This is a genomic window from Flavobacterium sp. (assembly GCF_046296355.1).
Classification (GTDB): domain Bacteria; phylum Bacteroidota; class Bacteroidia; order Flavobacteriales; family Flavobacteriaceae; genus Flavobacterium.
On sequence record NZ_JBKBLM010000031.1, the window covers coordinates 21,083 to 36,927 of the forward strand.

The 15,845-nt window shown below is 32.7% G+C and carries 10 protein-coding genes; 5 read left to right on the top strand and 5 right to left on the bottom strand.

Features of this window, described 5'->3' with window-relative positions:
* The first annotated feature begins 129 nt into the window (after nucleotides 1-129).
* From ACK4HO_RS11070 to ACK4HO_RS11085, 4 genes are all read left to right on the top strand, one after another.
* Complete coding sequence (locus ACK4HO_RS11070) at nucleotides 130-1,683, top strand: PglZ domain-containing protein (RefSeq protein WP_409665801.1); 1,554 nt, start codon at nucleotides 130-132, stop codon at nucleotides 1,681-1,683.
* Nucleotides 1,684-1,760: 77 nt separating this feature from the next.
* Nucleotides 1,761-2,168, top strand: coding sequence for a tRNA (adenosine(37)-N6)-threonylcarbamoyltransferase complex ATPase subunit type 1 TsaE (tsaE, locus tag ACK4HO_RS11075; protein WP_409665803.1), 408 nt, complete (start codon nucleotides 1,761-1,763; stop codon nucleotides 2,166-2,168).
* Between the two features lie 146 nt (nucleotides 2,169-2,314).
* Nucleotides 2,315-3,514, top strand: coding sequence for an alanine dehydrogenase (locus tag ACK4HO_RS11080; RefSeq protein WP_409665805.1), 1,200 nt, complete (start codon nucleotides 2,315-2,317; stop codon nucleotides 3,512-3,514).
* 66 nt (nucleotides 3,515-3,580) lie between these two features.
* The gene (locus tag ACK4HO_RS11085; protein ID WP_409665807.1) at nucleotides 3,581-3,961 is read left to right on the top strand and encodes a DUF4258 domain-containing protein; all 381 of its coding nucleotides are present in this window, start codon (nucleotides 3,581-3,583) and stop codon (nucleotides 3,959-3,961) included.
* 67 nt (nucleotides 3,962-4,028) lie between these two features.
* Here the strand turns inward: ACK4HO_RS11085 and secDF are convergent, their stop codons facing one another.
* Complete coding sequence (gene secDF, locus ACK4HO_RS11090) at nucleotides 4,029-6,998, bottom strand: protein translocase subunit SecDF (RefSeq protein ID WP_409665809.1); 2,970 nt, start codon at nucleotides 6,996-6,998, stop codon at nucleotides 4,029-4,031.
* 404 nt (nucleotides 6,999-7,402) lie between these two features.
* On the opposite strand from secDF, the gene ACK4HO_RS11095 reads away from it, so the two are divergent.
* The gene (locus ACK4HO_RS11095) at nucleotides 7,403-9,598 is read left to right on the top strand and encodes an ATP-binding protein (RefSeq protein ID WP_409665811.1); all 2,196 of its coding nucleotides are present in this window, start codon (nucleotides 7,403-7,405) and stop codon (nucleotides 9,596-9,598) included.
* A gap of 57 nt (nucleotides 9,599-9,655) precedes the next feature.
* Here ACK4HO_RS11095 and ACK4HO_RS11100 read toward each other — a convergent pair whose 3' ends face one another.
* The 4 genes from ACK4HO_RS11100 to mdh all read right to left on the bottom strand — a co-directional run bounded on the left by ACK4HO_RS11100 (nucleotide 9,656) and on the right by mdh (nucleotide 15,612).
* Nucleotides 9,656-11,668 carry a T9SS type A sorting domain-containing protein gene (locus ACK4HO_RS11100; RefSeq protein ID WP_409665813.1) on the bottom strand — a complete coding sequence of 671 codons (2,013 nt, stop codon included), beginning with the start codon at nucleotides 11,666-11,668 and terminating at the stop codon, nucleotides 9,656-9,658.
* 52 nt (nucleotides 11,669-11,720) lie between these two features.
* Nucleotides 11,721-12,488, bottom strand: a complete 768-nt coding sequence (locus tag ACK4HO_RS11105) for a LytR/AlgR family response regulator transcription factor (RefSeq protein WP_409665814.1) — start codon at nucleotides 12,486-12,488, stop codon at nucleotides 11,721-11,723.
* A gap of 21 nt (nucleotides 12,489-12,509) precedes the next feature.
* Nucleotides 12,510-14,471, bottom strand: coding sequence for a tetratricopeptide repeat protein (locus tag ACK4HO_RS11110; protein WP_409665816.1), 1,962 nt, complete (start codon nucleotides 14,469-14,471; stop codon nucleotides 12,510-12,512).
* 205 nt (nucleotides 14,472-14,676) lie between these two features.
* A complete protein-coding gene (gene mdh / locus ACK4HO_RS11115) occupies nucleotides 14,677-15,612 on the bottom strand; it encodes a malate dehydrogenase (protein WP_409665817.1) in 936 nt (311 codons plus the stop codon).
* Nucleotides 15,613-15,845 lie beyond the last annotated feature (233 nt).

Genomic DNA, 15,845 nt, shown 5'->3' on the forward strand with positions numbered 1-15,845 from the left:
AAAGTGTTGTCTTTTGGGCAGCACTTTTTTTTATTGGCTATAATTTGAAAAAGTTTTCATTTTATTTATAATAATTTTAATACTACTGCGTTTTATAAATAGTAATTTGCAACAAATTAAAATGTACTTATGGACAAGATCAAAATACTTTGGGTTGATGACGAGATTGATTTGCTCAAACCACATATCTTATTTTTAGAAAACAAAAACTACAAGGTAACGACCTATAACAATGGCCGTGATGCTATTGACGCTTATGAAGACGGAAATTTCGACATTGTTTTCCTCGATGAAAATATGCCCGGCATGAGTGGTTTGGAAACCTTGTCTGAAATGAAGGAGAAAAAATCTTCTACACCGGTGATTATGATTACCAAAAGTGAGGAAGAATACATTATGGAAGAAGCCATTGGTTCTAAAATTGCCGATTACTTAATTAAACCGGTGAATCCCAATCAGATTCTGTTGAGTTTGAAGAAAAACTTAGACCATTCAAGACTGATTTCGGAAAAAACTACTTTAGATTATCAAAAAGAATTCCGCAAAATCGCGATGGAAATGGCCATGGTCAACAGCTATGAAGATTGGGTAGAATTGTATAAAAAACTTTTGTTTTGGGAATTGGAATTGGAAAACATCAACGACCAAAGCATGTTTGAAATTTTAGAAAGCCAAAAAGTCGAAGCCAATATGCAGTTTGGTAAATTCATCGAACGCAATTATGAAGATTGGTTCGAACCCAAAGCCGATAAACCGATACAATCCCATACGCTTTTCAGAGAATTAGTCGTTCCTGAATTGGTCAAAAAAGACAAACCTGTTTTATTCGTAGTCATCGATAACCTTCGTTATGACCAATGGAAAGCCATGGAAAGTACCGTAGCCAATCACTATAAATTGGAAAAGGAAATTCCTTATTACGCCAGTTTACCAACCGCTACGCAATACGCCAGAAACTCGATTTTCTCCGGGTTAACGCCTTTGGAAATGGAAAAACAGTTTCCACAATATTGGAAAAACGATGTGGAAGACGGTGGAAAAAACCTTTATGAAGCCGAATTTTTAACCGCGCATTTGAAACGTTTAGGTTTAAATATCAAACAAGATTATTTTAAAATCACCAATTTGGCGAGTGGCAAAAAACTAGCCGAAAACTTCAAAGGATTAAAAGACAACAATCTAGTCACAGTAGTTTACAACTTTGTCGATATGCTTTCTCACGCCAAAACCGAAATGGATGTGGTAAAAGAATTGGCTTCCGATGACAAGGCTTATCGCTCTTTGACGTTGAGTTGGTTTAAAAATTCACCGCTGTTGGAAATCATTCAACAAGCTCAGAAATTAGGTTTCAAATTAATTATAACGACAGACCACGGTACCATTAACGTCAAAAATCCTTCGAAAGTGATTGGCGATAAAAACACCAGCTTGAATCTTAGATACAAAACCGGTAGAAGTTTGACCTACGAAGACAAAGACGTATTTGCTGTAAAAGACCCGAAAAAAATTGGTTTGCCAACCATCAACATGAGCAGTTCCTATATTTTTGCTAAAAATGATTTATTTTTGGCCTACGTAAACAACTACAATCATTATGTGAGTTACTACCGAAATACTTACCAACACGGTGGCATTTCGTTGGAAGAAATGATTGTGCCTTTTTTAGTGTTTAATCCGAAATAAAAAAGTGATTAGTGAATAGTAATTCGTGATTAGCAATTTTACTAATTACTATTCACTAATTACTAATCACCAGACAAATGGAAATCATATTTTCACTAGACGAAATACAAGAAGTCGCTCAAAAGATTTTAGCCGAAAAACCCCATAAAGTGATTCTTTTTCAAGGGAATATGGGCGTTGGAAAAACCACTTTAATCAAAGCGCTAGCCAAAGAGCTCGGTGTAAAAGACGCTACGAGCAGTCCAACTTTTTCATTGGTTAACGAGTACCAAACAGAGGATAAACAATACGTGTATCACTTTGATGTGTACCGATTGAAATCGGAAAGCGAAGCATTGGATATGGGCATAGACGAATATTTGTATTCCGGTAATTGGTGTTTTATTGAATGGGCGGAAAAGATTCCGAATTTACTTCCCGACAATTATTCCAAAATAGACATAACGATTGGAGCAGACGCAAAAAGGATACTTAGGTTAAGTTAGAAATGACAATTTCAATTACAATGGCTGTAGCAATATTCAATTTGTTATCCCATTGATTTTTGATATTGATATTGACATTAATCTTGTCATTGAATTTTGAAATTGAAATTGATTTTTTTTTCGTAATTTCGAGCTAAATTCAACCATTGATTATGTCATTAACCCCATTTACCAAGCAACAACTTTTACCTCAAGAGGAAAAATTAGAAGTCTATCGCCATAAAAGTGAACTTTTTATTGGTATTCCCAAAGAGACTTCTTATCAGGAAAGACGTATTTGCTTGACACCCGATGCGGTAAATTCTTTGACTTCACACGGTCACAAAGTAATGATTGAATCAGGTGCAGGATTAAGTTCGAGTTATACCGACAAAGAGTTTAGTGATGCCGGTGCGACGATTACCAAAGACACTAAAAAAGTATTGAGTTGCCCTATGATATTAAAGGTTGAACCTTTAACTATGGAGGAAATTGCTTTGGTCAATAACAATACAATTGTGATTTCGGCCATCCAATTAAAAACCAGAAAAAAAGAATATTTCGAAGCCTTAACTAAGAAAAAGATAACGGCTTTGGCCTTTGAATATATTAAAGACGAAGATGGTTCTTATCCGGCGGTAAAATCTTTGAGTGAAATTGCGGGAACAGCTTCTGTTCTTATTGCGGCCGAATTAATGATCAACAACCAATTTGGGAAAGGATTACTTTTAGGCAATATTACCGGTGTACCGCCAACCGATGTAGTCATTCTTGGTGCCGGTACTGTAGGCGAATTTGCCGCAAAAACAGCCTTGGGTTTAGGTGCCAACGTCAAAGTATTCGACAATTCGATTACCAAATTAAGACGTTTACAGAATAATTTAAACCAAAGAATATTTACTTCTACCATACAACCAAAATCTCTTTTAAAAGCACTTAGAAGATGCGACGTGGCTATTGGGGCTATGCGTGGCAAAGAACGTTGTCCGGTTGTCGTAACAGAAACCATGGTCGAACACATGAAAAAAGGTGCCGTGATTGTAGATGTCAGTATTGATACAGGAGGTTGTTTCGAAACTTCGGAAGTAACGACTCATGAATCGCCGACTTTTATCAAAAATAATATTATTCATTATTGTGTTCCTAATATTCCTTCGCGGTATTCTAAAACCGCTTCGCTTTCCATTAGCAACATTATTACGCCTTACTTACTTCAAATTGCCGAAGATGGTGGTATTGAAAGCGCCATTCGTTGCAACAAAGGTTTGAAAAATGGGGTTTACCTCTACCATGGTATTTTGACCAATAAAGCCATTGGTGATTGGTTCAATTTACCCGATAACGATATCAATTTGATTGTATTTTAAAATAAAACCTGTTTTCATTTACTGAATATCGAACATTGATTACTTTTGCCAAAAAATTAATCACATATGAAATTTTACCAACGATTAGCCTACTACTTAGTGGGATTTGTCATCGGGTTGTTTTTTGTTGCTATGGTACTTAGCGGAAAAGATACACGATGCAACTACTTCCCAAATGCCCGAGTCTTAAATGACCTTAGAAACAAACCTTTCCACTTCGATTCTATAGCAACCAAGCAAATGAGTGAAGGTTTAGCCGATAAAGCCGACATCAAAAACATACTGACCCACGGCGATGTAGATTTTGACAAAAGTAACATCCCAACCGAAGGAGGAAAAAAATATGTTATCTACGGCCAAAACAAGAAAGCAAAAGAAATAACAATAGAAGTAATCAATTATTCAGATAAAGCAGTTTTAAAAAACATTATCGAAACTAAAGAATAATTAAAAGAGTTTAATAAAAAAAGGGTTGTCAAATTGACAACCCTTTTTTTTATCTGTATAGAAAAGACTAGGCTTCTCCTTTGTGACGACTTTCGATTTCTTCGATGTCTTTTTTCTTGATGGTATCCACTAAAATTGGTGTCGCGATAAATAAGGAAGAATAAGTTCCTACAACGATACCCACTAACATAGCGAAGATAAATCCTCTGATAGATTCCCCTCCAAAGATGAACATGATTAACAATACTAAAATCATCGTTAATGATGTATTGATTGTTCTTGATAAAGTAGTATTAATCGAAGCGTTTACCACATCTTTGAATGATCCTTTAACATTACCGGCCAAGAACTCTCTTACCCTGTCAAATACAATTACGGTATCGTTCATCGAGTAACCAATAACGGTTAAGATCGCTGCGATAAAGTGTTGGTCCATTTCCATGTGGAAAGGCATGTATTTGTATAACAATGAATACAATCCTAATACAAAGATAACGTCGTGGAATACTGCCGCAATCGCACCCAATGAATATTGCCATTTACGGAATGAAATTACTAAGTAAAGTCCAACCACCAACATGGCTCCGATAACGGCCCAGAAAGAGTTGGTTTTGATATCAGCAGAAATCGCTGCACCCACTTTAGACGCTTGTAAAACTCCTACTTGTTTTCCATCATAAGTATTGATGAAATTGTCGTAAGTCAAATCTCCATTGAAGTATTTTTTCAAAGTATTGAATAATTTTTCATTTACTTCTTTATCTACTTCTACCCCGTCTTCTTTGATTTTGTATTTGGTAGTCAATTTTAATTGGTCATCATCACCAAAAACTTTGGCTTCAACAGCTACTCCAAAAGCAGCCGATAATTCTTCAGAAACTTGAGTCGGTTCAACCGGTTTGTCAAATTTCACTTGGAAAGTTCTTCCTCCAACGAAATCCACACCTTCATCTAAACCGTTAAAGTAGAAAGAAACACAACTTACTACCACTACTACAGTAGAGAAAATATAAGATATCTTTTTGATTCCGATGAAATCAAAATGGAAACCAGTGAACCAGTTTTTAGTTAATGGCGTAGTGAAAGTTAAACTTCTATTATTCGCAATATCTTTATCGATAAAGATTCTGGCAATAAAGATGGAAGTAAATAATGAAGTGAAAATACCGATTAACAAAGTGGTAGCAAAACCTTGAATTGGTCCGGTACCAAAGATGAACAAAATAGCTCCTGTTAATACGTGAGTTACGTTGGCATCAATAATAGAACGCATCGCACCTTTCCATCCGTAAGACGCTTTTACCGCATCACCAAGGGTTTTACCTTCGCGCAATTCTTCTTTAGCTCTTTCATAGATAATGATGTTCGCATCTACCGCAGTTCCTAAAGTTAATACGATACCGGCAATACCCGGTAATGTTAATACCGCACCTAAACTAGCTAAGATTCCGAATAAGAATAATAAGTTGACTAACAAGGCAACGTTAGCGTACCAACCGGCTCTACCGTAGTAGAATACCATCCATAAACATACCAATAAGAAACCAACAATAGAAGAAGTTGTACCGGCATCAATAGCTTTTTGTCCTAATGATGGTCCAACGATTTCTGATTGGATGATTTCTGCTGTAGCCGGTAATTTACCTGCTCTTAATACGTTGGCTAAATCTTTGGTTTCTGCCACGTCAAAACTACCTGTGATTTCAGATCTTCCTCCGGCAATTGGTCCCGAAGTTACACCCGGTGCTGAATAAACTACGTTATCCAAAGCAATAGCAATATAGCCTTTTTGCGTGTAAGCATTGTTGGTCAATTTCTCCCAAACATTACCTCCTGCACCATTCATTTGCATTGAAACGGCAGGTTTACCCATTTGGTCAAAAGTATCTCTCGCATCTACAATTACACCACCACCTAAAGGAGCGATATCATCTTTATTTCCTTTTAAGGCATATAATTCAACTGTAGTTGATTCTTTTTTAGTTTTTTCATCAACACTTACAACCGGTTTACCCCAAACGAATTTGGCAAAACGCTTGTCACCCGGCAACAAAGCACGGATTTCTTGTTTTTTCAAATAGCTGCTAACCGTAGCGGTATCTTTAGTAGAAACAATTGCTAAGATTGGACCACCGCCCAAAGAAACAAATTTATCCACTAGAGGATTGTTTCCTTTTTTAGTTGCAGTAGAATCTTTGTCTTTATCCGACAACAATTGGCTTAATGAATCTGCTGGTTTTGCAAGTTCAACTTTTTCATCAACTTTAACTGTAGCTTTCAAAGCTTCATTGGCTTGTTGTAAAAACCCGCCTAACTCTTCCGCTTTGTAAGTTTCCCAGAACTCTAATTCTGCTTTACTTGATACTAATTTTTTGATACGGTCAACGTCTTTTGCGCCCGGTAATTCGATTAAGATTCTACCGGTTTGGCCTAACTTAGCAATGTTGGGTTGGGTTACACCGAATTTATCGATACGACTTCTCAATACTCCAAAAGCAGATTCTACTGATTCGTCAACTTTTCTTCTCAATACTTTTTGCACTTCGGCATCAGTAGAATTGAAGTTCAACTCACTGTCATCAAAATTTCTATTAGCAAAAATATCCGGAGAGGCTAATTTTGTGGTTCCTTTATTGGCATCAAACGCTTCAAAGAAAGCATCTAAATAAGATTGATTTCCTCTTTGATTCAATTTGGCTTGCTCCAACGCTTTGTTGAAAGCAGGATTTTTCGAATTGTTTGACAATTGAACCAAAACATCTTTAACCGAAATTTGAAGAATTACGTTAATTCCTCCTTCAAGGTCAAGACCTTTGTTAATCTGTTTGTCTTTCACATCATTGTATGTGAAAAAATCAAGAAAAACTTTCTCTTTTCCTATCGAGTCAAGATATTTGATTTCTTTCTCAGGATTTCCTCCTGCAAAAGTTTTGGCATCGCTTTTTACTTTATTGGCCACAAAAGTGAACGAAAGTTGGTAGATACTTACCAATGCAAATAGAATTGCGAAAAATTTAACTAGTCCTTTATTCTGCATTATTACTAAAAATTAATTAATTCTGGTTTTGTTATTGTTTTACATAAAGCAAAAACTATTGAAATTCAAAACATTATACGTTAAAGTATTGAATTTACAACAATTCCCTTTTTTATGAAACGTGCAAATATATAATTATAGATAAGATTAACCAATATTTTCATGATTAATATCAACTATTTTTTTCCTAGTGTTTAGCTATCATCTTTAAAGCATCATTACAAATATCGCAATAACTATAATATAGGTGCAAAATAGAATAATATGGGTAACAATAAAAAGTCATCTTTTAATTTACTTTTTTTTAAAATTTTGAATTAATTCATATTTTAGGCTATATTTAGTCAATATTTTGGAACTATAACTAATCATAAAATACGTGAAATTTAATATTTATTGGGGCAATGCTTGAAAAAAAAAATACAATCACTTCTTTATTGGAAAAATCATATCTAACTAGAATATATGATATATCATCAAGTATTGAATTAGCCAACAATGCTCTTGTTTTGTGTGAGGAAAATAAGTTTGAAGATTTAAAAGCTAAAGCTCTTAGTCAACTTTCATTATATTATATGATTATTGGAAAATATGAAGAGTCCTTTAATCTTGCACAAAAAAGTATTTTTTTATTTGAAAAAAGTAAAAATGAAACCGGTATTGCCGAGGTAAAATACAATTTGGCCGGGTTTTATTATAAAACAAATAATTACCAAATGAGTGTCGTTAATTTGGTTGACGCACTAATAATTTTTAAAAAAACCAATGATTATCATTTTATCTCAAAATGTGAAAAAGCACTAGGAACAGTTTATGAATTTATAAATGATGAGCAAAATGCTATCCAGTGTTATAAAAATGCCATTAAAGCTGCTAAAAAAATAGCAGATACCAACCTTGAAACGAATGCTTATAATAACTTATCGGGGATATATTTAAAAAATGGACAACTGAATGCCGCAAATGAAATCATAGAAAAATCTATAGCGATTAAGCATCAAAATAATGATTTGAGAGGATTAGCATTTGCCATTTATGGAAAAGGAAAGGTTGATTTTTATCAAAAAAAATATGATTCGGCAATAGAAAATTTTAAGCAATCTATAGCCATCCATGAGAAAATGGGGGAAAATCTTGGATTAGCAATGGCTAACTATAAATTGGCCAAGTTATATTTTGACATTAACAACCTGGAAATTTCAAAAATATATTTAGATAAATCATTAAATATATGCAACACTTTTAATATTTCGATTGTAAAAATAAAGTCTCTTTTTTTGATGTATAATTTATTCAAGCAAGAAAAAAATGAGTCAAAATCATTAGAATATTTAGAACTTTATTTAAAAGAAAAAGATAGTGTTTTAAACGCAAAGGATCTTAAAATCATAGAAAACTATGATTTACTTCTACGGATGCAAACCTTACAAAAGGAAACCGAACAACAACAAGAAAACACTAAAGCAATAGCCAAAAAGAATAAAGCTGAAGAGGCAACAAAGGTTAGAAAAGAGTTCCTCTCAACGATGAGTCACGAAATAAGAACACCATTAAATGCAGTTTTAACTATAGCTTCAATACTGGGCGAAAATGCAAATGAAGAGAATAAAACATTAATAAACTCGTTAAAGTTTTCGAGTAACCATTTATTGAAAATTGTTAATGATATATTAGATTTCACTAAGTTAGACTCCGGTAAATTGGACTTAGATTTTCAAACTACAAACTTGAAAAATTACATAACAAACTTTTGGAATTCATATACAATTCAAACCAATGATAAAAAATTAAATTTTAATTTAATTATCGATCCAGATCTTAATGACAATTATTTTATTGATCAAACAAAAATTACTCAAATTCTTGGAAATCTAATCAATAACGCTATTAAGTTTACAGAAAGAGGGAATGTAACATTAACCTTAAATGTTCTTGATAAGCAAGATGAAATAGATACTGTTTTATTTAAAATATCCGATACGGGAATTGGCATTGAAAAAGAAAATCTTGAAACTATTTTTGAAACCTTTTCGCAATTAAAAAATGGAATCACTCGCAAAAACGATGGAACAGGTTTAGGATTATCTATTTCAAAGAAACTGATTGAACTTCACCAAAGTGACATAAAAGTAAATAGTGTTTTTGGTAAAGGCTCTACTTTTTCATTTGAATTAAAACTAAAAAAAGCAATCGAATTCAAAATAAACAAATCAGCAAATGCTGAAATAAATTTAAAAGGAACTTCAGTGTTATTGGTTGAAGACAATGCTATTAATGCTATGGTTGCTAAGAAACTTTTGTCACAATGGGGAATTATAATTGATCATGCCGTAAATGGGCTAATTGCAACCGAAAAGTCGCAAACCACTAAATACGATTATATACTAATGGATATTCACATGCCAATTTTAGATGGATATCAAGCGGCGAAAAATATTAGAACTTTGGTAAATCTTAATAAAGAAACGCCAATTATTGGTCTTACTGCCGACATTTCAGCCAAAGACAATACCGATTATAATTTTTATTTTAATGACTTTTTGTTGAAACCCTTAGAAATTGAAAAATTAAAAGCTGTACTTAGTTCAACTATTGAATAAAAAAATAGCCAACAAATTTTCAAGAAACTCGTTGGCTATTTCATTGTATTTAAGAGATTAATTTCTAATTATTTTTTCTGTTTTTTGACCTTTATCAGTAGTTACTTTAATAAAATAAATACCAGCCGCTCTTTGAGACAAATCAATATTAGTGGAAACACTTTCAAGCAAATTGGTTTGCAATAATCTTCCATATATATCAAATAATTGAATAACTTGAATTGGGCTATCCGCTTCAATATTGAGGTTTGATGAAGTGGGATTTGGATATAATTTTACAGATTTATCAATAGTATTTTCCGGGACACTTAGTGCTTGAAAAGTTGTTTCAACCAGTTGTGTTATTGAAACTAAAGGAGCTACTTGAATAGCATCATAGTCAAAAAACACCTCGGCACGAGCATTTACAGTTGAACCGGTAGGCAAATTGCTTTTGGTTTTTATTTTAAGTAAAATACCTCCTTGTCCACCAGGTCCACCTACATATGCATTATTTAAATTAAATTTCACATTTTGGTTTTGAGCATTTACGCTCAAAGCATTAGTAGCATTTAAAATTTGAATAGAATTAATATCATATTGCGCAACATCAAAATCAGTACTAATCACAACATTTCTTGCTACTTGATTTCCTGTATTCTCAAAATTAATTACATAATGAAGGTATTTACCTATTTCAGAATCTGGAACTAAATCTCCTTCAATACATTTCATTCTGTTTGGGATTACAGACTGTACATTTTGTCTGTAAACAACCGAATTATCTCCTTGTGTGGTAAGATCTTCGTTATTTGGATCAATACTTACAGTGTAATTTAATACATCGTTGTTATTAACAGATGAGTTTATATTTAAAACTATTTGGAAACTTCTTGTTTCAAACGGAAGCAAGTTACTGTAAGCCAAAGATAATTGACCAACTCCCGAATTTACCAACGATGCAGTTGAAGAAACAAAATCTAACACCGACTCATCATATCCAAAAGTAACAAAACCATTATGCAGTTGATTCCCTTTGTTTTTAAATACAATTTCATAACTCGCATTTGAACCCGGAGTCACTTGAGACATTGGTCTTATCATGACTTCTACATCAGAATGGACTCCTATTGGTGCTAACAAAAAATCTTGATTAAAAACGTTGTTATTAGCATTTAAAAAATTGCCCGCTACCGGAGTTATGGTGAACCAATCTTGATTTTCTACACTAGGTAAAACATCAAAACCACCAATTTCTGTAGTTGCAAAAGTATAGGTTGCATTTTGTTGCGTTACGGTTTGCAATATTGTACTATCATCATTGCCCAAAATACTTTTTAATTTTACATAAGGATGTGGCAAATCTGAAACATCTAGACCATTTCCTGCGGCATCAAAATATAAAGTTCCGGTAATGGTATTGAAATTTCCGCCTGGTGTGTTAGTGCATAAAGAATTGACTACGCATCCATTAGTTACTTGACCTTGTAAACTTGATACTTGTATTTCATCAGCACAGATGTAATTAAGACTTTGATTAAGAACGCCATTAAAACTTATAGTTTCATTGGCTCCGTTTTTTGCAAATATTTGAAAAATTGGATTGTTATCTACATTTAGAACTTCAAGATTTATCAAAGTAGCCACATCCATTTTCTGAATCAGGTTATTATTACAAACTATTTCTTTCATGGCCACACAACCAACTATATCTATCTCATTTATTTGATTATTATTCAAATAAATACGTTCTAAAAATGTCAAATTTGAAAGATTTACAATTCCTGAAATAGCACAGCTTTGAGCATCTAACTTTGTGAGATTTACAAAATATATGATTTCTTCAATACTGTTTATTGTAGTTTCGTTGGGTATAAACAACTCATAAACCAAGGCTACTTCTTGAACGGTAATTTGACCATTATTATCAGCATCTATCTTAATATTGTTTCCACCAAGGGTTTTGGCAATATTATTGGTTACATCAGCTTCAAGTAATTTTAATTTGAAATCATTATCTGCAAATGAAATCACTTGAGCGTTTAAATTTCCTACTATCAGGAAAAGCAACAGGTAAATTAAATTTTTCATATTCACTTTATTTAAGTTTGACTTGGGACAAAAAAGGCAAATTCGTTATTTTTTAATTTAATTTTTTTGATAAAATGCCGTTTAACAATACTCGCTTTCGTTGTGCTATTGGCAAATAACTATCATCAGACATTAACAAAAGACCGTTTTCTTTTTTCTCAAATGATTTTACGAATGACAAATTAATCAGATGCGATTGGTGTATTCTAACAAAATCATGTTCGGTCAATAACTCTTCATATTCCTTGAGCGTTTTTGATATCAAAATAGGTTTTCTGTTTTTAATAATAAAATTGGTATAATTATCATTGCTTTCACAACGGATAATGTCACATATATCGATGAGATGAATACCATCTGAATTCGACAAAGCAATGCGTTTAAAATTATCAGTTTCTTTTCGAATATTTTCTAACAATAAATCAATATGCGAATAGTCACTATCTTTTTCTAAAACGGTTCTAATTTTTTCGATTACTTTCTCCAACTCGTTTGGAATAACCGGTTTTAGCAAAAAATCTAAAGCACTAAATCGAAATGCTTTTATGGCATAATGTTCGTAAGCAGTAATAAATACAATATTTGAGGTTACTTTTCCGTTCATTTCAGAAAGCTTCTCAAGTATATCAAACCCGGTTCCGTCATTCATTTGAATATCTAAAAAAACAACTTGAGGTTTGATTTTATTTATAATTTCTACGCCAGTTTCTACACTTTCGGCTTCGCCAATTATAGAAATATCCGGAGCATATATAGACAAAAGTCCTCTCATTCCTTCTCTTAAATTTACATCATCATCAACTAAAACTGCTGTAATCATATCTGTTATAAATTACTTTTATTATAAATTAGGTAAATATTGTAAAGGCAAAATAAGCATGGCTTTGGTTCCTTTTACTTGACCATTTTCTTCAATTTGCTCTATAGAAACTTTGGTTTCTTTTGTTGTAGATGTTTCCATCATTTCTAATCTTTTTTTGGTAATATCTAGCGCCATTGATTTGTGCATAGAAATCTTTTTATCTTTTAGCTCTTTTGAAACATTTATCCCTATTCCATTATCAGTAACAACACAAACTAAGCTGTCGTTTTCTATCGTAAAGTCTAACACAATTAACCCTGTTTTTACTTTTGGATTTACACCATGAATAATAGCGTTTTCTATAAACGGCTGAAGCAAAAGTGGCGGCAAGGCAACATCATCATCTATATTTGAATCTTTATTGATTTGAAATTGAAAAGAATGATTAAATCTCAGTTGTTCCAGCTCAAGATAATTTTGCAAACTCTCAATCTCTTTGTCGATTGGTATTAAGGTTTCTTTAGAATATTCTAAAGTTAATCGCATCAGTTTAGAAAATTTTGCTAAATAATTAATAGCAGCTTCTGTACTATTTTTTACTATAAAACTTGTGATAGAACCCAAACAATTAAAAATAAAATGAGGATTCATTTGCAAGTGCAACGCTTTTTGTTCGTACACAGCCAATTCTTTCTCAAGGGTTAATTTTTTCTTTAAAACCGACTTATTGTAAATTAAAAACATAATACCACAAACAAACAAAACAAGAAACATAGCGAATGCAATTTTTATTTGGTTCAATTTAGATTGTTGTTTGAAAACCAAATCTTTTTTGAACAGTTCTTCCTTTTGCAACATTTCCTTTCTATCAAAATCAAAACTCATTTCGGCTCTGATAGTACTTTTTACCGTTTCGGCATTGGCAAGACTGTCTTTTGCAATACTGTAAAGTTTGTAATGCTTTAATGACTCAGCTAGATTGTTTTGCTTTTCATAAATCTCGCTTAATAATTTTTCAAAGGATTGTATCTTATCTAAGATGTTTAATTCCTTTGCAATAACCAAAGCTTTTGTGGTAAACTCTAGCGCTAAATTGTGTTTGCTTTGTCCAAAATAAATGGTTCCTAAGAGCGCATAACAATCAGCAATCATAAATTTATTCTCAATATTATTAAAAACGGTTAATGCTTTATTGGTGTAATCAACTGCTTTTTCGTTTTGATTTATTCCTTTATAATACAATCCGTAATTATAATACAATTGAGCTAATCCGTAAGCATTTGGATATTTGTTGAAATACAATTTTGATTTATTAAAATATTCTAATCCTTTCGGAAAATCTTTAAGATTCAGATATACTAAACCAATATTGTTAGTCGTTGTACCTATATTTTCATCCTTTAATTTTTCTTGGATAGTCAAACATTTTTCATAATAATTTAGTGATTTAAAATAATCACCTTGCGATTTATAAATAACTCCAATATTGTTATAAATAGCGGCTAACTTTACAAGGTTATTTGTTTCTTGAAATATTTTTAACGCTTTAAAATTGAATGACAACGCTTTAGCATAATTACTTTGTTGCATAAAAACGAAACCAATACTTCCATAAGCTCTTGCTAAACCATTTTTAATTTCTATTTCATTGGAACTGTTGCGTATTTCGTTTTCAAAAATATTTTGTGCTTTGGCAAAATTGTCAAGTGCTTTGGCATAATTTCCAAAAATTATATTTGCGTTCCCAATGTAGTGATATGCATTTCCTTGTTCAATTTTAAATCCTATTTTACTGGATAATTTCAATGCTTTATTAGCATAATCCAGCATTAATTTGGGGTTATTTGTACTATACTCATTAGCCAAATTATTCAGTATTTTTGACCGAACAATATCGCTGTTAGCTTTCTTTAATTCCAAAATTAAACTATCAATTGTTTTATTTTGACCATTTAAAAAAAGTGAAAAAACACTAAAAAATAGGAGTAATTTTATTTTCATAAGCTAATTATTATAACAAAATTAAACATTAGTAGTACAAAACAATATTTAATTTAGAATTCGATATTTTCATCGAGAATTCGATATAACTTGTTGTTATTCACATAAAAACTGTCTCGTCATTAAAAGCAAAAATCTATTCTTAAAAAAAAAAGACTGCACATAATAGTACAATCTTTTTTTAAAAATTTAATATTTGAAAATGTTATGCCAAATGAGAACCCAAATCATTATTCATGTTGCGAACCGCATCGGCACTCTTAGCAAACAAAGCTTTTTCAGCCTCATTTAAGTTGATGTCAACGATTTTTTCAACACCATTTTTACCAATGATACAAGGCACACCGATACAAATATCGCTTTGCCCATATTCGCCTTCTAAATAAACAGAACACGGAATCATTTTGTGTTGGTCATTCAAAATAGCATCCACCAAATAAGATACCGAAGCACCAGGTGCATACCAAGCTGAAGTTCCTAATAAACCCGTCAATGTAGCACCACCAACCATAGTGTCAGCCGCTACTTTTGTCAATTCGTCTTCCGACAAAAATTGAGAAACCGGCACTCCGTTATAAGAAGCCAATCTCGTTAACGGAATCATAGTCGTATCTCCGTGACCACCAATTACCATTCCTTGAATATCATTCGCTGGTTTGTCAAGCGCTAAAGACAAATACGTTTTAAAACGTGAACTGTCTAAAGTGCCGCCCATACCGATGATTCTGTTTTTCGGTAAACCCAAAGATTTATATGTCAAGTAAGTCATCGTGTCCATTGGATTAGAAACTATCACAAAAATCGCGTTAGGTGAATTCTGCAATAAATTTTCTGCCACCGATTTCACGATTCCTGCATTGATTCCGATTAACTCTTCACGAGTCATTCCCGGTTTTCTCGGAATTCCCGAGGTAATTACTACCACGTCACTTCCGGCCGTTTTTGCATAATCATTGGTACTTCCAATTACTTTAGTATTGAACCCTAAAGTGGTTTGCGTTTGCGTGATGTCTAATGCTTTTCCTTCAGCAAAACCTTCTCTAATATCCACCAACACAATTTCGTTGGCAATTCTTCTGTAAGCAATCGCATCGGCACATGTTGCCCCAACGTTTCCTGCTCCTACAATCGTAACTTTCATTTGTATATTTAATTTTGTTGTTTGTTTCTTTTTTTTGAAGCTAATCCCGCTTTCCGTTACAATCTTTTTTAGTTTGTCATACTGAACAAACTAAAAAAGGATTTCCACTGCAATCGGGGCTAGTTACGCGTCGATTTTAGCATAAACCGCATTTTTCTCGATAAACTCTCTACGTGGCGGAACTTCGTCACCCATTAACATTGAGAATACTCTATCGGCTTCGGCTAAACTAT